The sequence below is a fragment of the Bacillus sp. FSL R10-2780 genome, assembly GCF_038006125.1.
Taxonomy (GTDB): domain Bacteria; phylum Bacillota; class Bacilli; order Bacillales; family Bacillaceae_G; genus Bacillus_A; species Bacillus_A cereus_U.
In genome coordinates this window covers 1,895,698-1,917,511 of sequence record NZ_JBBOUQ010000001.1, presented here as the reverse complement: position 1 = coordinate 1,917,511, position 21,814 = coordinate 1,895,698, and the positions used below count along the sequence as shown (strand labels likewise).

Below are 21,814 nucleotides of genomic sequence, written 5' to 3'. Positions count from 1 at the left end.
CGAATATAGATAAAAATTTTTTGATACATTTATGAGTATAAAAATTTATTTATGCGAAAAGATAGATGTGGTTAGATTATCAGAAAAAATTCAATAACTTCAATCGTGAAAAGATAAAAAAGGAGCGGAAATACGCTCCTTTTTTATTTACCTTACTATTTTTAGGAGGTTAGTATGAATAAGGTATGAATAAAGGATGAATAGCATTTTTATGGATGAAAATTCCACTCTTTTTTTTATGGAATATATGTGAAACGTTGTATAGAATAAGCAAGTATGTCAAAAATTATAGGGGGAAACTTGTGAAGAAAAGTAAGAGTTTAGTAAGTATTTTAGGAGTGTGTATCATGTTGTTTTCTTTTTGTTTCCAAGGAAATATACAGGCAGATGTAAATACTGTTCAATCTGGAAAAATAAAATCAGGAAACGTAACGGTATGGGAAGTAGGAAATGTAGCGAAAGTGTTAGCTGATGTAGAGCGCTTGAATTTAAATACGGTGAATGTACCGATTCAAGTTGATATTCCGAATGTGAATTCTGCTAACATGGTAATTAATCAGGCACAAAAGAAACAAGCTATTATTTTAATTCAAGAATTATTAAAGCGTAATATTCAAGTTATACTGGAGCCATTCCCATTTATTCAGCAAGGAAATATTGGAGAGACGGAATGGAACCCGAGTAATATTAACGATTTCTTCTGGAATTGGAAAACGGTTGTTTTACAAGATATTTTTAATTCCATTACAAGTAAGTACAATATTTATGGGCTGAAAATCGCTTCTAATTTCGTGAATATGGAATATGCAGAAGGATATTGGAACGATACGATTAATTTTGTCCGTCAGCAGTATAAAGGAAATATTTTGTATCAAATGAACTGGTGGTTAACAGCAAGTTGGGATCCATCGTATGAAGCGAAGTTTAAAGAGAAAATAAATCGTCCGTATTTAAAAAAGGTGGATATTGTTAGTATCGATAGTTGGTTTGAAGTTTCAGGAAAAAGGAATCCATCATACGAAGAAGTGAAGCAAAGTTTATTTGCGACAACAGTATATAATCGTGGACAAAATGTTGTTCAACAACTGGAACAATTACATAATGCAACAGGAAAGCCAGTTTATTTTGGTGGATTTAACGTACCAGCGCGTGAACTAGGACTACAAAATCCATGGAATCCAGATGTTTCAAATGTATTTTCAAAAGATGTACAATTAAATGGATGGCGCGCTTACCGAGATGTATTAGAACCGAAGCCGTATTTTAAAGGTTTTTCAATTTGGTTTATTGGCTCTAATGATAGTAATCATTCATATCAAATACATAGTAAAGAAGCAGAGGCAGTTATTAATGGATGGTATCGAAAATAAATTTTATAAAATAGGTAAGTTTTAGAATCCATTACATATATTTTAGTGAAAGGCCTTTCACCATCTTATCACCTAGGGGGCAATCATAATGAAATTTTTGTCATACCTTACAGTAATTTTGGTGATTCTTGGCGGTTTGAATTGGTTGTTTGTAGCGTTAGATTATAATGTAGTTGAGAAATGGTTTGGTTCTATGCCGGCGCTTGTGGATACTATTTATTGGCTCTTTGGTCTTTCAGCTATTTATCAAATTTTTGATCGGTTCTTTACGAGTAAGTAGCTATTATACTTTATTACTAGAGTGTTAAGTATGATTATGTACTTAACACTTTTTTGTATGTTTATGAAATAAGCGTCAAATATTCCCCACCTATAATTTGTAAATAACCCATGAGATAATCTCCGTACATACTACATGTGGAGTTTTTTTAGGAATTTACAGTTATAACATCTCATATTTTGTTTATAATTGTAAATAGTTATTGAAATCTATAAATGTTATTTCTTTTTTAATAAATAAAAAATATAAAAAGGAAAAATAATGCAACTTTTTAACGCGCTTATTCGTGTTATATATGAAAGGAGGAGGGGGATGGAAATTGAAGAAATATATAAAGTTTATATAAACGATGTGTACCGGTATTTATTTTCCCTTTCTCGTAGCCATCACGTAGCGGAGGACTTGATGCAGGAGACTTTTTATCGGGCGTATCTTTATCTAGAAGACTATGAAAACCAAAAGGTAAAATCATGGCTATTTAAAGTGGCATATCATACGTTTATTGATTTTGTTAGGAAAGAGAAAAAAGTAACTTTTGTAGGAACGGAAGAATTAGAGACAATACAAGCAGGGGAATCTACAGAAGAGTATGTAGTCGCAAAAAATAGTTATGAAAAATTAATTCAGATTATTCATACTTTACCAGTGGTAGAGGCACAATCTATTTTATTATGTGACGTACATCAATTAACGTACGAAGAGGGTGCTACTGTATTAGATTTAAAGGTAAACACGTATAAAAGTCACATATTTCGCGGGAGAAAGAGATTAAAAGAATTGTTAAAGGAGGAAAAGAGTCAAAATGACAAATGATAAACCTCATTCTGAACAAGATGATTATAAAGAATTGTTACAAGAAGCTCTTGATCAAAGACCGGCTTCACTTCCTGATGGAAAACAGGAGCAAGTGTTGAAAATAGGTAAAAAAAGAGCGCGTATTACGAATGTTTTGATTGTATTTACTTTTTTACTACTTATTCAACCTATTTTATATATATCTACACTCTTATATTATACAGTGGCACCTACAAACGCAATGGAGATACGGAATGTAGTAAATCAAACGTTAAGTGTAACAGAACCAAATGTATTTTTGAAAGATAGGGACATGGAGCAAACATTGCTACCGCTTAGTTTGCAATTGCATTTTGATTTGTATAAAAGGGTAGGAAAGAAAGATATTCGAATAGGAGAAGAGAAAACAGATTATGTATTAAGTAGAGCAACGAAAGTAAGCCGTGAATATACAACAGATGAAAAAATTCCAGAAGTCCCATATATAGATAACGAGGTGTTGTCTCATCCTAATAATTATAATGCGTCCTATAATAGTAGCGAAGAAGCGCAGGTATTAAAGGGTCTTCCGCAAGAATCTGTTGTAGAAGCATTTGTATCTTTTAGAGAATTATTAAGTGTACAAGAGGTAACGAATATGTTTCCTACTATTGATATTGTGTGGTATGCCGTTAATACAGGATTAGAGGAGAAGCAAACGAATGAAGAGGGTATGTATGTAGCCCCGATTGGCTTTCCAGCAGAAATGATTTCAAGTCCAAGTGGTGCTTTTGTAAGTGATTTACCTCATGAGGAACAATTTATTGATGTGTTAAAGTCATTACAGAAGCATGAAAATTTAGCAGTGAAGCTATCTAGAGCGAAAGTATTAGAGTTGTCAAAGCGTATTTCTTTCCTTGAAAAAAATGGGATAAAAACATACGGGGCAGTTGTAACTGGGCCTAAAGTAGAAGTTGAAAAATTGATGAGCCACGAAAAAGTTAGAAAATTGAAAGTAGGTGAAGCGAGGTTATGGAATTGGCATTCTTAAAAAAAGGAAAGAATCATATGTATAAACAGGAAACGTGGATGGGGACTATTTCATTAATTATTGCCTTTCTAGCGTTATTGTATTTGAACATTATATTGCTTATTCAAGAAACATTTATAGGTAAAAGTTTTCTGCAAATAGTTGGTATTGGAGTGGTGTGCTCAGTCATAGGTATGATCACAAAAAGCAAAAGTCGAAAATATGCATTGTGGGCATGTAGTTTATTTATTTTTATGCTGCTGTTTTCTATATTTGGATTTATGTTAGGTTGGATGATAAGCTTTGGGCCATAAATATGTGGAAAAGAGCGAATGTAGATTCGCTCTTTTTCTAATGTATAAAAAGTAAAATAGATAAGAGAAGAACCTATCAAATTTGAAAGGAGAGCACTATGCATCTAGGCTGTTGTTTTGTTGATATGTTTTCTGCTCACTTTATATAAAAAAATATTTGCACATGCAAGCGATTCCATTGCGTCTTACGCCGTAATAACGGAAAACAAATTGACCGTGTATTGTATATAGGTTATAATTCAGAAAGTTTAAAAAATAATAAAAATGAGAAATAGGGAGGTTATCTGGGTGATGGAGAGAGTGTATAATTTTTCAGCAGGACCATCTATACTCCCTTTGCCGGTTTTAGAGAAAGTGCAAAAGGAGCTTGTAAATTATAACGGGACAGGCATGTCTGTTATGGAAATGAGCCATAGATCTTCTTATTTCCAAAGTATTATTGATGAAGCCAGCAGCTTACTTCGTGAATTAATGAACATTCCTGATGATTATGAAGTTTTATTTTTACAAGGCGGTGCGTCATTACAATTTTCTATGATACCGTTAAATTTAATGAGTACGTATAAAAAAGCTGGGTACGTACTGACAGGTTCATGGTCTAAAAAGGCGCAGCAAGAAGCCGGAAAAGTAGGGGAAGTGCAAGTGATTGCTTCTTCTGAAAAAGAGAAATTTACTACGATTCCTAAAATGGATGATTTACCAAATGATGAAGAACTAGATTATATACATATTACAACAAATAATACAATTGAGGGGACAAAATATGTGGATATTCCACATGTAGAAAGAGTGCCGCTTGTTGCGGATATGTCCTCAAATATTTTATCAGAACAATATGATGTTACGAGGTTTGGTCTCATATATGCGGGTGCGCAAAAGAATTTAGGGCCAGCGGGTTTAACGATTGTAATTATAAAAAGAGATTTAATTGGCAGTGCAAGTAGTGCTTGTCCTACCATGCTAAACTATGAAACTTACAGTAAAAATAACTCCCTATATAATACACCGCCATCCTTTAGTATTTATGTGACGAAACTTGTACTAGAGTGGTTGAAAGAACAAGGCGGGGTATCTGCGATTGAAGAACAAAATAGAATGAAATCTTCACTTCTTTACAATTTTTTAGATGAATCTAAATTGTTTACTTCACCAGTTGACCCTACGTATCGATCACTTATGAATATTCCGTTTACAACACCGTCAGAAGAGCTTAACAATCAGTTTTTACAAAAGGCGAAAGAACGCGGTTTCGTTACGCTAAAGGGACATCGCTCAGTAGGTGGTATGCGCGCTAGCATTTACAATGCGATGCCAACCCAAGGTGTACAAGAATTAGTAGACTATATGAAGGAATTCGAGCTTGAGAATAGATAGGGAGATGGGGATATGTTTCGTGTTCAGACGTTAAATCAAATTGCGGAAAAGGGTTTGCAAATTTTTGATGGGAATCGCTATGAAATTGGAGACAAAGTAGGTCATCCAGATGGTATTTTACTTCGCAGCTATTCTTTACATCAAGAAGAATTTTCAGAAGATTTAAAGGCGATTGCAAGAGCTGGTGCCGGTGTAAATAATATTCCTGTTGAGCGTTGTACGGAAAAAGGGATTGTAGTATTTAATACGCCAGGGGCTAATGCGAATGCAGTGAAGGAACTTATTATCGCAAGTCTTATTATGTCTTCCCGTAATATTATAAATGGAGTGAGCTGGACGAAAGAGTTGGATGGAGAAGAAGTACCACAGCTTGTTGAAGCTGGGAAGAAGCAATTCGTTGGATCAGAGATAGCAGGGAAACGTCTAGGTGTTATCGGTCTTGGTGCAATCGGTGCTTTAGTTGCGAACGATGCGTTAGCTTTAGGAATGGACGTTGTCGGATACGACCCATATATATCTGTTGAAACAGCATGGCGTCTTTCTACGCAAGTGCAAAGAGCATTTAGTTTAGATGAAATTTTTGCAACTTGTGATTATATTACATTACACATTCCTCTTACGAACCAAACGAAGGGGATTGTTGGTGAACACGCTATAGAGACGATGAAAAAAGGAATGCGTCTATTCAATTTCTCAAGAGGAGAACTTGTAGATGAAACAGCTCTTCAAAAAGCGTTAGAAGAAGATATTATTACACATTACGTAACAGATTTCCCGAATGAAAATGTTATAAAGATGAAAAATGTAACAGCGACGCCTCACCTTGGTGCATCTACGTCTGAGTCTGAAGAAAATTGTGCGGTAATGGCAGCTCGTCAATTACGTGAATATTTAGAGACAGGAAATATTCGTAATTCAGTAAACTATCCGAACGTAGAACTTCCGTACATTGGAAAAAAACGAATTACGATTATGCATCAAAACGTTCCGAACATGGTAGGGCAAATTACAGGATGTTTAGCAGAACATCATATTAATATTGCGGATATGATTAATCGTAGTAAACATTCTTGGGCGTACACAATGATTGATATTGATAATGGTATTGATGATATAATTAAAGAGAATATTGTGGAAAATATAAGCAAAATTACAGGTGTTGTAGCCGTTCGAATGATTGTGTAAAGGAGAGAGGAACTTGGCAAATATCCGACCGTTTCGGGCCATCCGTCCAGTAGAAGAAAAAGCTGTGCAAGTGGCAGCTTTACCTTACGATGTATTAAATAGTGAAGAGGCAAGAGAAGTTGTAAAAGGGAATCCATATTCTTTCTTACATGTTGATAAAGCAGAAATTGATTTAGATCCAGCACTTTCACCGTATGATGATCGCGTATATGAAAAAGCGGGTGAAAATTTAAAGCAATTTATACAAGAAGAAGTGTTCGTTCAAGATGAAGAGCCAGCGCTTTATATTTATGAACTGACGATGCAAGGAAGAACGCAGTCAGGCCTTGTCGTTTGTACATCGATTGACGAGTATGAAGATGATACAATTAAAAAACATGAAAGAACGCGTCATGAAAAAGAACTAGATCGCATTCGTCACGTAGATGTGTGCGATGCAAATACGGGTCCTATCTTTTTAACTTATCGTACAAAAGAAGAAGTGAAACGTTTAATTGCAAGCTGGAAAGAAGAACATGCGCCAATTTATAAATTTACGGCAGAAGACGGAGTCGAGCATGTTGCGTGGAAGATTGCAGATGAAGAAGTGATTACGACTTTAGTAAATGCATTTGAAGATATCCCTAACTTGTACATTGCAGATGGACATCACCGCTCTGCATCAGCTGCAAAAGTAGGAGTTATGCGAAGAGAGCAATATCCGAATTACACAGGAGAAGAGGAATTCAATTTCTTCCTATCTGTTTTATTCCCTCATGATGAATTATCAATTTGGGATTATAACCGGGTTGTGAAAGATTTAAATGGCTTATCGGTAGAGCAATTTTTAAAGCAAGTGGCGCAATATTTTTATGTGGAAGAAGCAGGGGTTTCACCGTATAAACCAAATGAGCCAAAATCATTTGGAATGTATGTAAACGAGAAGTGGTATAAGCTCACAGTGAAAGAGGAAACATTTGATGCGAATGATCTTGTTAGACGTTTAGATGTATCTATTTTACAAGATCATTTAGTAAGTCAGGTGCTTGAAATACATGATCCGCGCTCTGATTCACGCATTGATTTCGTCGGCGGAATCCGCGGATTAGAAGAACTAGAACGTCTTGTGAATAGCGGTGAATACAAAGCAGCGTTCGCGTTATATCCGACATCAATGGAAGATTTATTAACAATCGCAGACGCTGGAGAAGTAATGCCGCCGAAATCAACATGGTTTGAACCGAAACTTCGTAGTGGGTTGTTTGTACATTCGTTAAAATAAACTTCTTTAGTTTGAAAAACCGAAATGATTTTTAGTTTCGGTTTTTCTTATTTTAAAAGTGTTTTTGAGGAGGGGTATGGATGGAATTGCAAGTAGGGGAGAAAATCACTTTTGAGCGAACTTTTACGAAAGAGGATGTTGCGTTATTTACGGAAGTATCTAAAGATGAGGGCGTTCATCATGTTACACCAGATGAGCAGGGGAGATTTGTTGTACAAGGACTTTTAACAGCAACGCTGCCTACAAAAATGGGTGGTGATTATAACGTACTAGCTCGCAAAATGGATTTTGAATTTTTACGTCCTGTTTTTAGCGGTGATACGATTCGTTGTGACGTAACCATTGAACAATTTGAACCAGATGAAAAAAATCGCACAAAGATTATTGCGATGTTTATATGTAGGAATCAACTTGAAAAGGAAGTAATGAAGGGGAGTTTTTCGGGGATTATTCTTTAATCAGTAGGCAAAGGAAATGAAATAAGTGTGGGGGGAAACCCCACACTTATTTTATTCCACGCCACTTTCTAAAATAGAGAAAGATCTATTTTCACAATCAATTTCTGCCATCGCACCGTAAGGTAAAATAAACTTCGGTTCAGTATGCCCGAAATTTAAATTATAAAGAACTGGCAAATCTTCTAAGTTATATTCCCTCATAACTTTCAGTATTTCATGTTTATATTCTTCATAATACATTTCGTCTTTCGGTTTACCAAAAATGATTCCTTTTGCTTTTTGCAGAATGCCTTGCGCAGCATAGTTTCGTAACCAATACTTTATATAACTTGGTTCTGGATGATCTTCAGAGGTTTCAAAGAAAAGGATACTATTTTCCCAATACTTTTTCTCAGGCCAAAGCTCCGTTCCTTTTGCAAACTCCAGTACTTCAATACAACCACCAATTAAACGCCCTTGTACAGTGGTAGAGCCTTGAAGTAGCTCATATCCATTGTTTTGCTGCATCGTACGCCGTTGATCCTTATTCGCCTCTATCCATTCTAAACGCTCACTCGTCCATTCATGAGCTGGTTGAATCTCGCCAATATTCTCATTTGAAAAGAGAGTTCGATTCACCATTTCAATTGTATATGGATCCATCTCTACATTTTCGGCAAAATCGGTTAAAATTGCTGGACCGTAAAAAGAAGAAATTCCTGCTTTATGACAAAATAAATGTGAAACGGTAACGTCAGAGTACCCCATAAAAATTTTCGGGTTTTCACGTATCACATTAAAATCTATATAAGGAAGTAAACGGATGCTATCTTCTCCGCCAATATTCGCAATGATTGCTTTCACGCGCGTATCTTTAAATGCTGTCATTAAATCTTTCGCACGAGCCTCTGGGTTGTTATAAATGAATTCGCTACCTTTTAAACTATTTGGCATTGGGACAACCTTAAGACCGAAAACTTTTTCTAATCTTTTTACTCCTTGCTCATAACGCCATCTTAGCTCAGAATCACCTGATCCTCCCCACGAAGGGCTTACTGTTGCCACAATATCTCCCGACTGTAATCTTTTTGGTTTCATTAACATTTTAATTCCGCTCCTACATAATTTAATGGACTACGATTATACAAAATGTAGCATTGAAAAAATATGATGCATGACATTAGTTTCTTCATCATCAATCAGTTTACCTGCTGTTATTCAAGTATTTGGCATTCGTGTTGAATATAGGAATAATCGATTTAAATTTAAAAATTACAGTATGCAACATTGCATGAGAAAGATGGTTGCTATTCCTTATTGTCTGTAACTATAATAGTTACAGGTTGGTCGTATCCAATCGAAAAAATAAAATCATCATGAATGGAGATGTTTCATAATGGGTATGAAAAAATTAATTTTAGCAGGTGCTTTAGGGATCGCAGCATTATCAGGAACGAATTTACCAGGATTAGAACTGTCAAAAGCGAGTGCGGCTTCTATTGAGTCGAATTTCTCGACGTTAGAAGGGCGAGTAGTAGAAGTGGATAATGGTGTGATTATCGTTAAATCTAAGCAATACGAAGAACCTGTTAGTGTTTATATTGATTCACGTTCAAATGTGAAAGTAGGGGATGAAGTAAAAGCTACTGGATCTATGATGCGTAATTTTACAGAATATATGGTTGCAACTGCAGTTGAAAATACAACAAACAAGTTAGGCATGCACATGAAAGAAGATGGCTCACCTGATTATGTAATTGGAGAAGTATCAAAAGTAGGAACGATGGAAGATGAGGGGGACGTTTCTACTAAATATGTCGTAGTTGAGTATCCATCGCTAAACGGGAAGAAAGTTATTATTGATGTTTTCTTAACAAAGGGACAAGTATTCAATACGGGTGAGAAAGTAAAAATTGATATGAAGTATGTGGGCTGGGGCGGAAGTTCTATTAACTGGAACACAACGGATCATATCGAAAAGGTTTATGAGGTAAAGAGCAACGTTGAAAATAATGATGATGTTTGGATTTGGTCTTAATTAGACTTCTGTAAATAACAAATGTATCATGCAGTACCCATCAAATGATCATGTGTATGATAATTTGATGGGTACCTTTTGTTTATTTTATATTCGGGATTAAGGTACATCATTGGATCTATAATAATTTTAAAAATGCGGGTATACAGTTGAGTTGGATAAAAATATACAGACAAGTGTTTTAGCGTACTGCTTATGCATTAATTTTATTCAAAATTGCGACTCTATTCGTCGTAAATAATAGATAATTTTGTTTTACTGTTTTGATTAAAATCCGATCTGTTGTAGCGTATGCTGTTCCAATTCGGATTACGTTTTCTTCTTCTACACCAGCATAGGTTTCATCTTCTGTAACTTCAATAATTTCACTTAATGGAATTTGAACCTTAGCTAGTTGCCATGAAATAATTAATTCTTTATCTGTTTTTTTGACATCGATACCTAGCATGTTATCAAAACCTTTCTGTATTAAAATGTCACTTTCTATTTTATTATACAGATTTAAAGATTTTATTTCTATTATAAAATTTGATTTTTCATTTTTTTCGTAAAGTATCGTACTACGAACAAAAAGGAGGGTGTCTACTGGTACCTGCAATTTTTCTGCAACGAAGACGATCTTTTTTATTTTGTAAATTTTTGAGAATAAGGGATTTTCGATTAGAATATGATGTTTAAATCGGAGCGAGTTTAAAAAATACAATAATGAAAGAGGTGTTTAAGGGTGGAGCGAGATGAGGTTTATTTACGAGCTAAAAAAAGGATGGAGAATTTAAAAGCGTTTTACATTCATTTAACGGTCTATATACTAGTTAATTTGATGCTTTTTTTTATAAATATAAGCTCTGATTCAAGTAAATTATGGTTTTTATATCCACTTGGAGGTTGGGGAATCGGTATCGTTATACACGGTTTGACAACTTTTCCAATTGGGATATTCGGAAAAGAGTGGGAAGAACGAAAGATTAAAGAATATATGGAGAAAGATAAGTAAATTTATTTCTGGAGTGTATGAATATAAAATCTCATATAAATCTCTGTGATCAAATGCTTGATGCGAAGTCTATTCTATAGCTTCGCCTATTTGTTTTGTATTCGAAGTTTGTGCGAGTGAGAGTGTTCATATACATTTTTTAGCGTGAATTGTATGTGAAATCAAAACTTTATTTGTAGTACATAATAAATACAGTTATTTTACTTTTTTAATTACATACGGATTTAGGGAAAATTTGTTTGTCATCCTATATTAAAATAAAAACAAACCACTGTTCGATTTGAATATTCCACGATATAATGGTGAGAGTTTATGGCAGAATAAATATTTACATAAGAAGTGAGGTACTGTATGAAAAAAAGAACGACAGACATTATTTTTATTATTATTGGTGCATTTCTTTTTGCGTTAGGTGTGAATTTGTTTGTTATCCCGAACGAGTTTGGTGAGGGTGGAGTAACGGGTATCACGATTATTACCTACTATTTATTTGAATGGTCACCAGGCTTAGTCAACTTAATTCTAAACGCGTTTTTGTTAATAGCTGGCTATAAATTTTTGAATAAGATAACAACAATTTATACGATCATTGCTGTAGTTACTAACTCGCTATTTCTTCATTTGACAGAGGGCTGGTATATTACTTCGGATGAAATGCTGGTAAATGCCATTTTCGGAGGAATATTTATAGGATGCGGGATTGGTCTAATTATTCGTGTTGGCGGAACAACAGCAGGTACTACCATTTTAGCGAGGATGACACATAAGTATTTAGGTTGGAGCATTAGCTATGGTCTACTGTTCTTCGATTTAATCGTTGCGTTTTCATCTTATTTCATCATTGGTGCAGAAAAACTGATGCTGACAATTATTATGCTATACGTAGGAACGAAAGTGATGGAATTTGTAATTGAAGGTTTAAATCCGAAAAAGGCTATTACGATTATTTCTGATAACCCGAATGAAATTGCTCAAAAGGTGACTACTTTAATGGGCAGAGGGGTTACTGTGTATTCAGGTCATGGCTATTACACAAAAACTCCGAAGGAAATTCTTTATATTGTTATTAATAAGCAAGAAGTAGTGAAGCTAAAGCGGATTGTTCAAACTACGGATCCGGCTGCGTTCATCGCTATACACGATGTTCGTGATGTGTTTGGAGAAGGATTTGTTGATATTTCTAAGGCTTAATAAGAGTTAGAATTAGTTTTTAAAAAGGCAGAAAATGAGCAATATTTTTTATTGAAATAATCTTAATGCGAAAATATGAGAATCTATTTTGATCACTTAATTATCAAGACCTAAATTTTAAAAAAACAAATAAATTCAAGGACATTATATATTTTATATGACTAATATGTAATGTCCTTTCTTATTCCACAATGATACCCGTTTGTTGACGATTAATTTTCATTATGCTTTTTGTGCCGAGTCCAATGCTTTTTTTAATTCGTCCGGTTTTTGAGTGCCGATTACCACTGTGTTATATTTCAACTTTAACTCTATACCTTTCTTTCCATTCATGTTATAGGCCGTTTCACCCTTAAGGTTAAAACGAATTCCCCATCCTCCGAATCTTTTTAGTGGACTGTAAGTAATGCTTTCATAGTGACATATATTTTTGAAAAGGTACTGTTTATATTGAAAATGAAAAGGAACAAAACGAACATAAAGACCTTTTTCACGGACTTCTATAATCAGTTTCAATACCCCAAGCATTAATACAGGAAAGGCAATCCCAAAAAACAACCACAAAGCAATTAACACACCATTGGGAGCTGGTTTATCTCCAAACGGGGTATCAAGGATAATTTGTTGAATGAATCCATACCACATCAGTGCTGCGATCCCAAATATGAGTATCCATACCCAAATTTGTTGTGGTCGCTGAACCTCACGAAAGATAATACGTTCTTGTTGTTTCATTAATAATTGTCACCTCCTAAATGATTTATTACAGGGAATCTTTTTTGATCCAGTAATATGTATCCTTTGTTGTTATTCTCTATGAGAACCTCTTGTACTCTCATAGCACTTCACCCCTAAAAAAATTAACGCTCAGTCTAAAGACCTCACAACGCTTTCCGTTATGAGATACGTTAGCCACCTAGATTATACAAACTTTTCTGAATTTAGTATACATATAGAGTTTTATTTTTATTATCTGTATAAGTAATCTAATGTTTATAAGAAAAGAGGATATATACTCATATATTGAACGTAATATCCTCTTCTTAGTTTAGTCTATTTAAAATCTATTTCAAAATGGATTCTTTTTATTTATCGTAAAATATTGGCTTGTAGGTATTATTTATGAACCTTTATTCCAAAGCTACATTATCATACGATCTGTTGTACTGTATTGCGGTTCTAATGCGTAGTATCTTTGATAACCTCAATAATTTCACTTAATGGATTTTAAAATTTAGCTCATTGCCATGAAAAAATTAATGCTGTAATTGTTTTTCTTTTTCTTGCAAAAAATCCAATTGTTTCTTAATGTAAGGATGTAGAAGGATGAACAAGAGAGGGTTTAATGAAGATGATACATATTTTATTAGCTGATGATGACAAGCATATTAGAGAGTTATTACATTACCATTTACAAAAAGAGGGGTTTAAAGTTTTTGAGGCTGAAGATGGAAAGGTAGCGCAAGGTGTATTAGAGGAAGAAAATATTCATCTTGCAATCGTAGACATTATGATGCCGTTTGTTGATGGTTATACGTTATGTGAAGAAATCCGGAAGTATCATGATATTCCTGTTATTTTATTAACGGCGAAAGATCAGTTAGTTGATAAAGAAAAAGGGTTCATTTCTGGAACGGACGATTATATTGTAAAACCATTTGAGCCAGCTGAAGTGATTTTTCGTATGAAAGCATTATTGCGTCGTTATCAAATGCTGAGTGCTGACATTATAACACTACACGGAACGACAATTGATCGAAAAGGTGTCGAAGTAAAGTGTAACGGTCAAACGATTTTGCTTCCTTTAAAGGAATTTGAATTATTATCACAGCTTGCTAGTTATCCCGGAAGAACATTTTCAAGAGAAGAATTAATTGAGCTAGTATGGGGAATGGATTTTGAAGGGGACGAACGAACGGTTGACGTTCATGTGAAGAGACTACGAGATCGTTTCTCAAAACGAACAGACGATTTTCAAATTACGACAGTGCGCGGACTCGGTTATAAGTTGGAGTTGAAATAAGATGAAATCATTGTATTCTAGATTTGTTTTTATGACGGTCGGGATTATGCTACTTAGTAGTATAATTGGCTTTTTATTAACAAATGTGTACTATCAAGTGAAGTTAAAACCTTACAATAGTGAAAAGATTTTAATGTATGCTGAGGAAGTAAAATCATTATATGAAAAGCAAAGTGAAGAAAATAAAGAGGCATACTTACAGTCTATTGCGAAATTAGGATATGAAATTTATATTGTAGATGACCAAAAGAATGGAAAGCGTATCGGGAATGCGTTTCGTAAGATAACAATTAGTGATGCTACAGTTCATAAAGTACTGCAAGGTGAAACGTATAATGGTGTTTCCACCTATCCAACCCGCTTGTTTATTACAGGATTTTTCGATAATGAATTAATTAATAGTGTCGGTGTCCCGTTAAAACATGGTGATAAACAGTACGCTTTATTTATTCGTCCTGACATTCAGCAACAGTTTGGCGAGATGAGAATTTTCTTAGCGGTATTACTTGGGTTTATCGTTTTATTAAGTATTATTTTTATAGCGATTGCAGCAGGTTATATCGTTCGTCCTATTCGAACATTTACGAAAGCGACTCAAAAGATTGCAAGTGGTGAATATGATATCGAATTAGATGAAAATCGAAAAGATGAAATCGGTACGCTAGCAACTAATTTTCAAAAGATGACAAAGAGTATAAAAGAATTAGATCAAATGAGACAAGAGTTCGTTTCTAACGTTTCTCATGAATTTCAATCGCCACTTTCTTCTATACAAGGCTTTTCGAAAACATTACAGTCAGAGAGTATGAGTGAAGAGGAAAGAAAACATTACTTGAAAATTATTGAGGGCGAAAGTAAGCGAATGTCTAGTTTATGTAAACAGTTACTTACGCTCGCTTCATTAGATAAAGAAGAGAAGGTTTTGCGAATAAAAGAATTCCATCTACAAAAGCAAATTAAGGACGTCATTTTTATGCTCGAATGGAAATGGCGCGAGAAAGATATAGCTGTTGAATTTGATGTGCCAGACATCGTCATAAAAGGTGATGAAAACTTACTTCATCAAGTATGGAGTAATATTTTTACGAATAGCATTAAGTTTTCAAACGATGGTGGGACAATTGAATTTGTTGTAGAAGAATTAGAGTCTAGCGTTATGATCTCTATATCAGACAGCGGAATCGGCATGGAAAAAGAAGAAATGGATCGTATATTTGATCGCTTTTACAAAGTGGATACAGCAAGGGCAAGAAACGTAGAAGGTAGCGGTTTAGGGTTATCGATTGTGCAGAAAATTGTTGAACTGCATCAAGGAACCGTTTCGGTATATAGCACGAAAGGGGAAGGGACGACTGTTCAGGTTGAACTTCCTAAATAGATGGAAGAGGCTGTTTGCGAACGGCCTCTTCTTTTTTTTGTCATTTTTTGTCGGTAAGTCGATATAATCGAAAAATCGCTGATATAATTCGAGTTGCGCTGATATATTTGAAAAATCGCCGATAAAAATTTCACTTACTGTCTTTCTACTATAAAGCCGCACCTTTCCCGCACTCTTCCTTAAACCGAACCCCAAAAAGTATCCGCTGTAATTTAATTTTCGTTCTGTAATCTTCTGTTCATATTCCGTTCATATTTCTTTTTTATTATAAGTGCATAGAAAGTAATAGGAAGGAGCGAGCGAAATGTTTTTAGCTCTGCGTGAATTAAAACAATCAAAATTAAGATATGGATTAATCGGACTTATTATGGTGTTATTATCATTTTTAGTCCTTGTAATTTCAGGATTAGCAAATGGATTATCATATGATAATGCTTCATCGATTCAAAATATGGAGGCAAATAAATTTGTATTAGCGGATGATGCGGAAAATAAATTACTTCGTTCACAAATTAAGCAAGATGATGTAGATAACGTAGTAAATCAAGTAGGCGAGAAAGAGGCCGTTCCGTTTCGTGTGAAAAATTCAACTTATGAAAAGAAAGGTAGTTCGAAAAAAGTTGATGTCGCTATTTTCTCAAGTGAACGCGATTCATTTTTAGAACCGAAAATTGTAGAAGGTGAGAAGTTAGGTACAGCAAACAATGAAATGGTTGCTGATGAATCAATTAAAGAAAAAGGAATCGATATTGGGGATACAATTATTGATCCTGTTTCAAAGAAAGAATTTAAAATCGTTGGATTTACGAAAAATCAAATGTTTAGCCATACACCAGTCGTTTATGTAAATGAAGACGTATGGGGCGCTATTTCACAACCAAACCAAAAAGATTATAGTGCAATTGCACTTAATACAGATAAAGAAATTAAAAATGCACATGTTATCGACAAAAAAGAAGTATTACAAAGTATTCCAGGATTTAAAGAAGAGCAAGGAACATTAACAATGATCATTGCGTTCTTACTTGTTATCGCTGCGTTACTAATCGGTGTATTCTTCTACGTAATTACGTTGCAGAAAACACAGCAATTAGGTGTATTAAAAGCAATCGGTACGAAAAATTCTTATTTAGCAAATAGCTTAGTCGTACAGGCGTTATTCTTATCAGTTGTGGCGATGATAATCAGTATTGTTCTTGTACAAGGATTAGAACAAATTTTACCAGCAGGTATGCCGTTCTTATTAACAACACCGATGATTGCACAATATGCAGCAATCTTTATCGTAATTAGTATTTTAGGAACACTTATTTCGTTATACCAAGTATTAAAAGTTGATGCATTAGAAGCAATTGGAGGCGGGATGTAATGACTTCATTATTAAAATTAGACAAAGTAAGTAAAGTGTACGGAGAAGGGAATACTGAAGTAACAGCCCTTCACCCGATGTCGCTTGATGTGAAAGCTGGAGAGTTTATCGGAATCGTCGGTCCTTCTGGATCAGGGAAAAGTACGTTATTATCAATCGCGGGTGCATTACTATCACCGTCAAAAGGGGATATTTACATTCGTGAGAAAAATATTACGAAGTTATCACAAAAGGAAATGACAGACATTCGTTTGAAAAAAATCGGCTTCATTTTCCAGTTTGCAAATCTTGTTCCATATTTAAATGTAAAAGAACAATTGCTTTACATTGCAAAGCTAAAAAAAGACAACAAACAAGAATCTGAAAAACGTGCGGATCACTTATTAGCGGCATTTGGATTAGGCGAAAGAAAAACTCATTATCCAAATCAACTATCTGGTGGGGAAAAACAAAGGGTCGCAATCGCTCGTGCTTTCATGAACAATCCAGATTTAATATTAGCTGATGAACCAACTGCAAGCTTAGACTCAAAACGCGCACGTGAAGTAGTTGAGATGATGAAACGTGAAGTGAAAGAAAGTCAAAAAGCAGCAATTATGATTACACATGATGAAAGAATGCTTGATGTATGTGATCGTATATTGACGCTTAGAGATGGGAAGTTAATATAAAGAAAAAAGACAACCGTACACATATGTGCGGTTGTCCTTTTTATAGAATATATTAAGATAGTTATAATAGCATTATTTTGAGAAAAGTATTTTAATTTTGTTGCGCGTAACTAATAAAAGTCCGCCTATAATTGATAACATTCCGAGTGGCACGTTATTTGATTGCTCACTACCAGCGTTAGGAAGTTCTCTAGCATTATCTTTTGCAGGAACAGTAGCAGTAGTGTTATTATCCACTTTCGTTTGTTTAGGTTGTGATACTTCATTAATCTTGTTATCTACATTTTGCTGCGTTGTATGTATCTCAGCTAATTTGTCATCAATTTTTTTCTCAGTATGTTTAAAGTCGTTGATTTTAATATCTAAGTCTTGTTTTTTCTTTGTTAAATCATCTGAAACAGTTTGTTTCGATTGTTTCATTTCGTTTATTTTATTTAGTAAATCTTGTCTAGCTTCTTGTAATTCAGCTAGTTTGTTTTTTATATCTTGTTTAGCTAGTTCTAAGTTAGCGGAAAGACTATCTAAATTGCCTTTAATTTTCTTAAGTTCCTCTAACGTGTTCCCAGTATTCGGCTTATTTTCTTTTAGCTCAGCAAGTTTGTCCTCAGCAGTTTGTTTCGCTTTCTTTAACTCAGCTAATTTTTCATCTACCTGTTTTTTAACTTCCTTAAGTTCATTAACCTTTTGATCGATGTTCTCTTTATGTTGCTTAATTTCATTCACTTTTTCATCGACAGTTTGTTTATGCTCTTTAATCTCGTTAACCTTTTCATCAACAGTTTGCTTATGCTCTTTAATTTCAGCAACTTTTTCATCTACTTGTTTTTTATGCTCTTTAATTTCAGCGATTTTATCCTCGGCGATTTGTTTGTCTTGCTGAAGTTTTGCATCTAACTCTTGTTTCTGCTGTTTAATCTCACTAATTTTTTCATCAGCAACTTGTTTACGTTCATGTAGTTCATTCACCTTTGTATCAACATTTTCCTTAACTTGGTTAAGTTCATTCAATGTTTGATCCACGTTTTCTTTGTGCTGCTGCAATTTCGCATCTAACTCTTGTCTATGTTGCTTAATCTCAGCTAAGCGATCTCCAGTACTTTGCCCAGCAGTAGCATCATTTACTTCTGCATGAGTAGGGGTAGATCCCGCAATCATTGCTAAAGCTAGTGTAGATGCAGCAATTGTTTGTTTTGTTTTCATATTTTTGTACCTCTTTTCTTTCATATGCATGAGCTGTTTTGTGTAGACTTGAGCATATAGAAGTAGATTATTTTATTATTATATACCATGTGCGGCGCTCAGAGGAAGTATTTGCATAATAATCTATGAGTATGTAATTTTTAAATTCTATTATTTACTTTATAGAGTAGGGGAGTTGATCAGCTTTGTTTGAACGCTAATCTTGTAAAAGATGTGAAGGAGTGTGTTGTGATGTGATGTTGTCTTAACTCAAATGAACTAAAAATATTCTGTTTAGAAAGGAGGCAGCAATACTATGATTATTGAAATAGATATATCTAGAAGGAAATTTAATTTCGTTTATTCCTTTCGAGGCGAAGCATAAGGAACAATCATTTGAAGCTTTAAAAAAGCCCTGAAGTATGGAAATGTTCCTGGCGAAAAGGAGATCTAGGGCAAATGTTAATGATAGCTGTTAATAATAAAAAAGGTGGGAAACATATACCTTTTATTGTTAAGTACAGCCTTTCATAATCTATGTTAAAGTAATTGGAAAATTATTAGGAAAGTGTTATGGTTTATTTGGGAGCTGCACATTATTTATGTTCAGTAAAAAAGGGGGGGATTAAAGTGGGAGCTAAAATTTTTAACGGCAGGCATATAGCCAATTGCAAGGATAAAGAATTTGTTGTTTTTATTATTGGTATGCGTATTAATAACTTATTTAAATTTTGGAAGTGGATACCAGTTTTTAATGCTATGGGACCTATGATTAAAGAATTGTATCAAAATCCACAATGGGGTTTCTTACATACAGAATTCTTATTTAGTTGGAGAAAAGTAATTTTAATTCAATACTGGAAGGGATTCGACGAATTAGTAAACTATGCTCACGGAGAAAACCATTCATATGCTTGGAAATCATACAATAATAAGATTAAAGATAATGGGAGTGTCGGTGTTTTTCACGAAACCTATCAAATAGAAAAAGGTGCTTCTGAAGCAATCTATGTTAATATGCCAAAAACAGGTTTATCTAGAGCTACCGAACACATACCAGTATCTCAAGATACTAATAATGCTCAAAAAAGAATGAATGAATAATTTAGAATATTCAATATTTATACCGATAAAAATCCTCTACTGATATGAAAAATGAAGTAGGAGAAAGGAATCTTAGAGTGTTTTTTCTTTATTTTCAAAAGGGCCTGTTCATTAAAACAGGAATATTCTGTATGTATTTTCAATTTTCCTCTTGAAAACATACAATTTATTGAAGTGTTAAAGAGAGCTGGAAACTTGACAAAAAAACTTATTTATGCTATAATTTACCGATATAAAAATACGGCGTATAATAGGGTTCTCCTGGACAGGGGAACCCTATTTTTGTTGTGAAAATGAAGGAGTGTATGCGCATGAAAAAAGGTGAAGCAAGTATAACGTCGTTAGTATCAGCTTTCGGAAGGGCGTATCATAGTGAGTTTGATAGTCCTAAAATTTTTGATGACTATCTTGCTGAAGAGTTCATTTCGCCAAAAGAACGTCATGATATTGAAATGAACATGGTTCAAGGGATACATCTGTTCAATAAAGACATTGCAGAGCAGTTTCAAGATGATCCGAAAGAAGTATTAAAATGGATTACGCAAATTCAGTTATCACCAACGCCTTTGGCACGCGCGGCATATTGTGAAAGAGTATTGCTACATGAGATGGTATTAGGAGCAAAGCAATACGTCATACTCGGTGCAGGCTTAGACACGTTCAGTTTTAGACACCGAGAATTAGAGAATAATATAGAAATATTTGAAGTAGATCATCCTTCTACACAGCAGTTTAAGAAGGAAAGAATAAAAGAAGCAGAACTTGAAGTTCCAAATAATCTTCATTTTGTTTCAATGGATTTCACTAAGGATTTCTCTAAACAAGAATTAATAAATGAAGGATTTGAAAATAAAAAGACTTTCTTCAGCTTGTTAGGGGTTACGTATTATTTAATGAAAGAGGAACTTTCCAGTTTAATAGAATGTTTATTCAAAATGGTTCCAGTAGGAAGTTCTATCGTTTTCGATTATCCGGATGAAAACTTATTTACAGAAAAAGGGCTGTCCAATCGAGTTGAAAAAATGGTGAAAATGGCTTCGGTAGGTGGAGAACCGATGACAGCGTGTTATTCTTATACCGAAATGGAAGTACTGTTAGAGAAGGCGGGCTTACTCATTTATGAGCACTTATCACCAGGGGATATCCATACATTATATTTTGAAGGTCGAAATGATTATTTGAAAGCTTTTGAAACGGTGCATTATATTCATGCGGTGAAGAAGTAGATAATTATTATTGTGAATTTTCAGGGGGAACAAGTGGAATTTCTTAAGAAAGAAGAGATTTTATCTATTTATTGTATACACGAATCAGTTTACTTTAATAGTTAGATTACAATAAACTATGATATGATTAGTATTGGATTTCTTAATAAGGGGGTTTTAAAATGACGCCAGAACAAATTGTTAGAAAATTTTTTGATGAAGTACGTTCAGGGAATCATCCTGACTATGCAAATCAATTAATGGCAGAAAAAGTATTGGCACATCAAATTGTATCTGAAGAACAAACAGTTTGTAGAACACCTGAAGATTATGCCGAACATGTAAGAGAGATGGTTGAAGTATATGGTAATTTTTCTTTAGAAATTCAAGAATTTTTAGTACAAGGAAGTAAAGTATATGTACGTTGGAAACAAGTAGGTATGCATGTAGGAGAAATTGATGGATATCAACCTACAGGACTTCCAATAATTCAAATAGCAAGTGCAGTGTATAGAGTAGAAGATGGAAAAATTGCAGAGTATTGGATTCAAATTGATAGGTCAGGAATTCAAAACCAATTAGAGCGCAATAAAAATATTCAGTAGTTAATTTTTAAAGCTATAAGTAGGCATGGGGA

23 protein-coding genes are annotated in these 21,814 nt (G+C 34.2%); 19 read left to right on the top strand and 4 right to left on the bottom strand.

The window, feature by feature from the left end; genetic code table 11:
* Positions 1–302: 302 nt before the first annotated feature.
* From NSQ47_RS09990 to NSQ47_RS09950, 9 genes are all read left to right on the top strand, one after another.
* Complete coding sequence (locus tag NSQ47_RS09990; RefSeq protein ID WP_341036755.1) at positions 303–1,370, top strand: glycoside hydrolase family 113; 1,068 nt, start codon at positions 303–305, stop codon at positions 1,368–1,370.
* An 88-nt stretch (positions 1,371–1,458) separates the two neighbouring features.
* Positions 1,459–1,650 (top strand): DUF378 domain-containing protein, encoded by a 192-nt coding sequence (locus tag NSQ47_RS09985; RefSeq protein ID WP_002084566.1) that lies wholly within the window; start codon positions 1,459–1,461, stop codon positions 1,648–1,650.
* A gap of 312 nt (positions 1,651–1,962) precedes the next feature.
* Complete coding sequence (locus NSQ47_RS09980) at positions 1,963–2,463, top strand: sigma-70 family RNA polymerase sigma factor (protein WP_033714735.1); 501 nt, start codon at positions 1,963–1,965, stop codon at positions 2,461–2,463.
* Positions 2,453–3,475 carry an anti-sigma factor gene (locus tag NSQ47_RS09975; protein WP_002110720.1) on the top strand — a complete coding sequence of 341 codons (1,023 nt, stop codon included), beginning with the start codon at positions 2,453–2,455 and terminating at the stop codon, positions 3,473–3,475. Before NSQ47_RS09980 ends, NSQ47_RS09975 begins: the two co-directional genes overlap by 11 nt.
* Positions 3,457–3,768, top strand: coding sequence for a hypothetical protein (locus tag NSQ47_RS09970; RefSeq protein WP_002110719.1), 312 nt, complete (start codon positions 3,457–3,459; stop codon positions 3,766–3,768). Before NSQ47_RS09975 ends, NSQ47_RS09970 begins: the two co-directional genes overlap by 19 nt.
* Positions 3,769–4,059: 291 nt before the next feature.
* A complete protein-coding gene (serC, locus tag NSQ47_RS09965; RefSeq protein ID WP_341036752.1) occupies positions 4,060–5,142 on the top strand; it encodes a 3-phosphoserine/phosphohydroxythreonine transaminase in 1,083 nt (360 codons plus the stop codon).
* Between the two features lie 12 nt (positions 5,143–5,154).
* Positions 5,155–6,327: a 3-phosphoglycerate dehydrogenase family protein gene (locus tag NSQ47_RS09960; RefSeq protein WP_016105381.1), complete on the top strand. Its 1,173-nt coding sequence runs from the start codon at positions 5,155–5,157 to the stop codon at positions 6,325–6,327.
* Positions 6,328–6,340: 13 nt separating this feature from the next.
* Positions 6,341–7,588, top strand: a complete 1,248-nt coding sequence (locus NSQ47_RS09955; RefSeq protein WP_016105380.1) for a DUF1015 domain-containing protein — start codon at positions 6,341–6,343, stop codon at positions 7,586–7,588.
* A gap of 80 nt (positions 7,589–7,668) precedes the next feature.
* On the top strand, positions 7,669–8,046 hold the full coding sequence (locus NSQ47_RS09950) for an enoyl-CoA hydratase (RefSeq protein WP_078174928.1): 378 nt from the start codon (positions 7,669–7,671) through the stop codon (positions 8,044–8,046).
* Between the two features lie 51 nt (positions 8,047–8,097).
* Here NSQ47_RS09950 and NSQ47_RS09945 read toward each other — a convergent pair whose 3' ends face one another.
* Positions 8,098–9,129 carry a S66 family peptidase gene (locus NSQ47_RS09945; protein WP_340824728.1) on the bottom strand — a complete coding sequence of 344 codons (1,032 nt, stop codon included), beginning with the start codon at positions 9,127–9,129 and terminating at the stop codon, positions 8,098–8,100.
* Between the two features lie 292 nt (positions 9,130–9,421).
* Here NSQ47_RS09945 and NSQ47_RS09940 point away from each other — a divergent pair, with 292 nt between their 5' ends.
* A complete protein-coding gene (locus NSQ47_RS09940; RefSeq protein WP_340824726.1) occupies positions 9,422–10,063 on the top strand; it encodes a hypothetical protein in 642 nt (213 codons plus the stop codon).
* Positions 10,064–10,256: 193 nt separating this feature from the next.
* Here NSQ47_RS09940 and NSQ47_RS09935 read toward each other — a convergent pair whose 3' ends face one another.
* A complete protein-coding gene (locus NSQ47_RS09935; RefSeq protein WP_341036750.1) occupies positions 10,257–10,511 on the bottom strand; it encodes a SunI/YnzG family protein in 255 nt (84 codons plus the stop codon).
* Positions 10,512–10,787: 276 nt separating this feature from the next.
* On the opposite strand from NSQ47_RS09935, the gene NSQ47_RS09930 reads away from it, so the two are divergent.
* Together NSQ47_RS09930 and NSQ47_RS09925 are read left to right on the top strand one after the other, a co-directional pair.
* Positions 10,788–11,057 carry a 2TM domain-containing protein gene (locus tag NSQ47_RS09930; RefSeq protein WP_078174921.1) on the top strand — a complete coding sequence of 90 codons (270 nt, stop codon included), beginning with the start codon at positions 10,788–10,790 and terminating at the stop codon, positions 11,055–11,057.
* A 351-nt stretch (positions 11,058–11,408) separates the two neighbouring features.
* A complete protein-coding gene (locus tag NSQ47_RS09925; RefSeq protein WP_002161166.1) occupies positions 11,409–12,248 on the top strand; it encodes a YitT family protein in 840 nt (279 codons plus the stop codon).
* A gap of 222 nt (positions 12,249–12,470) precedes the next feature.
* On the opposite strand, the gene NSQ47_RS09920 is transcribed toward NSQ47_RS09925, so the two are convergent.
* Positions 12,471–12,983 carry a DUF6141 family protein gene (locus NSQ47_RS09920; protein WP_002033084.1) on the bottom strand — a complete coding sequence of 171 codons (513 nt, stop codon included), beginning with the start codon at positions 12,981–12,983 and terminating at the stop codon, positions 12,471–12,473.
* A gap of 610 nt (positions 12,984–13,593) precedes the next feature.
* Between NSQ47_RS09920 and NSQ47_RS09915 the strand changes: the two genes are divergently transcribed.
* From NSQ47_RS09915 to NSQ47_RS09900, 4 genes are all read left to right on the top strand, one after another.
* The gene (locus tag NSQ47_RS09915; protein WP_176108039.1) at positions 13,594–14,271 is read left to right on the top strand and encodes a response regulator transcription factor; all 678 of its coding nucleotides are present in this window, start codon (positions 13,594–13,596) and stop codon (positions 14,269–14,271) included.
* 1 nt (position 14,272) lies between these two features.
* Positions 14,273–15,649: an ATP-binding protein gene (locus tag NSQ47_RS09910; protein WP_199710075.1), complete on the top strand. Its 1,377-nt coding sequence runs from the start codon at positions 14,273–14,275 to the stop codon at positions 15,647–15,649.
* Positions 15,650–15,953: 304 nt separating this feature from the next.
* Positions 15,954–17,018 carry an ABC transporter permease gene (locus tag NSQ47_RS09905; RefSeq protein ID WP_016105370.1) on the top strand — a complete coding sequence of 355 codons (1,065 nt, stop codon included), beginning with the start codon at positions 15,954–15,956 and terminating at the stop codon, positions 17,016–17,018.
* Complete coding sequence (locus NSQ47_RS09900) at positions 17,018–17,689, top strand: ABC transporter ATP-binding protein (RefSeq protein ID WP_341036749.1); 672 nt, start codon at positions 17,018–17,020, stop codon at positions 17,687–17,689. The genes NSQ47_RS09905 and NSQ47_RS09900 overlap by 1 nt, the downstream gene beginning before the upstream one ends.
* A 72-nt stretch (positions 17,690–17,761) precedes the next feature.
* Here the strand turns inward: NSQ47_RS09900 and NSQ47_RS09895 are convergent, their stop codons facing one another.
* On the bottom strand, positions 17,762–18,889 hold the full coding sequence (locus NSQ47_RS09895; protein WP_341036747.1) for an LPXTG cell wall anchor domain-containing protein: 1,128 nt from the start codon (positions 18,887–18,889) through the stop codon (positions 17,762–17,764).
* A gap of 609 nt (positions 18,890–19,498) precedes the next feature.
* Between NSQ47_RS09895 and NSQ47_RS09890 the strand changes: the two genes are divergently transcribed.
* From NSQ47_RS09890 to NSQ47_RS09880, 3 genes are all read left to right on the top strand, one after another.
* Positions 19,499–19,972, top strand: a complete 474-nt coding sequence (locus NSQ47_RS09890; protein ID WP_341036746.1) for a DUF4188 domain-containing protein — start codon at positions 19,499–19,501, stop codon at positions 19,970–19,972.
* 311 nt (positions 19,973–20,283) lie between these two features.
* Positions 20,284–21,198: a class I SAM-dependent methyltransferase gene (locus tag NSQ47_RS09885; RefSeq protein WP_341036744.1), complete on the top strand. Its 915-nt coding sequence runs from the start codon at positions 20,284–20,286 to the stop codon at positions 21,196–21,198.
* Positions 21,199–21,359: 161 nt separating this feature from the next.
* Positions 21,360–21,782, top strand: a complete 423-nt coding sequence (locus NSQ47_RS09880; protein WP_341036742.1) for an ester cyclase — start codon at positions 21,360–21,362, stop codon at positions 21,780–21,782.
* Positions 21,783–21,814 lie beyond the last annotated feature (32 nt).

Coding starts and splice junctions, on each gene's coding strand:
- NSQ47_RS09985 (WP_002084566.1), top strand. CDS start 1,459: ATGAAATTTTTGTCATACCTTACAGTAATTTTGGTGATTCTTGGCGGT.
- NSQ47_RS09980 (WP_033714735.1), top strand. CDS start 1,963: ATGGAAATTGAAGAAATATATAAAGTTTATATAAACGATGTGTACCGG.
- NSQ47_RS09975 (WP_002110720.1), top strand. CDS start 2,453: ATGACAAATGATAAACCTCATTCTGAACAAGATGATTATAAAGAATTG.
- NSQ47_RS09970 (WP_002110719.1), top strand. CDS start 3,457: ATGGAATTGGCATTCTTAAAAAAAGGAAAGAATCATATGTATAAACAG.
- serC (WP_341036752.1), top strand. CDS start 4,060: ATGGAGAGAGTGTATAATTTTTCAGCAGGACCATCTATACTCCCTTTG.
- NSQ47_RS09960 (WP_016105381.1), top strand. CDS start 5,155: ATGTTTCGTGTTCAGACGTTAAATCAAATTGCGGAAAAGGGTTTGCAA.
- NSQ47_RS09950 (WP_078174928.1), top strand. CDS start 7,669: ATGGAATTGCAAGTAGGGGAGAAAATCACTTTTGAGCGAACTTTTACG.
- NSQ47_RS09945 (WP_340824728.1), bottom strand. CDS start 9,129: ATGTTAATGAAACCAAAAAGATTACAGTCGGGAGATATTGTGGCAACA.
- NSQ47_RS09940 (WP_340824726.1), top strand. CDS start 9,422: ATGGGTATGAAAAAATTAATTTTAGCAGGTGCTTTAGGGATCGCAGCA.
- NSQ47_RS09935 (WP_341036750.1), bottom strand. CDS start 10,511: ATGCTAGGTATCGATGTCAAAAAAACAGATAAAGAATTAATTATTTCA.
- NSQ47_RS09925 (WP_002161166.1), top strand. CDS start 11,409: ATGAAAAAAAGAACGACAGACATTATTTTTATTATTATTGGTGCATTT.
- NSQ47_RS09920 (WP_002033084.1), bottom strand. CDS start 12,983: ATGAAACAACAAGAACGTATTATCTTTCGTGAGGTTCAGCGACCACAA.
- NSQ47_RS09915 (WP_176108039.1), top strand. CDS start 13,594: ATGAAGATGATACATATTTTATTAGCTGATGATGACAAGCATATTAGA.
- NSQ47_RS09910 (WP_199710075.1), top strand. CDS start 14,273: ATGAAATCATTGTATTCTAGATTTGTTTTTATGACGGTCGGGATTATG.
- NSQ47_RS09905 (WP_016105370.1), top strand. CDS start 15,954: ATGTTTTTAGCTCTGCGTGAATTAAAACAATCAAAATTAAGATATGGA.
- NSQ47_RS09900 (WP_341036749.1), top strand. CDS start 17,018: ATGACTTCATTATTAAAATTAGACAAAGTAAGTAAAGTGTACGGAGAA.
- NSQ47_RS09895 (WP_341036747.1), bottom strand. CDS start 18,889: ATGAAAACAAAACAAACAATTGCTGCATCTACACTAGCTTTAGCAATG.
- NSQ47_RS09885 (WP_341036744.1), top strand. CDS start 20,284: ATGAAAAAAGGTGAAGCAAGTATAACGTCGTTAGTATCAGCTTTCGGA.
- NSQ47_RS09880 (WP_341036742.1), top strand. CDS start 21,360: ATGACGCCAGAACAAATTGTTAGAAAATTTTTTGATGAAGTACGTTCA.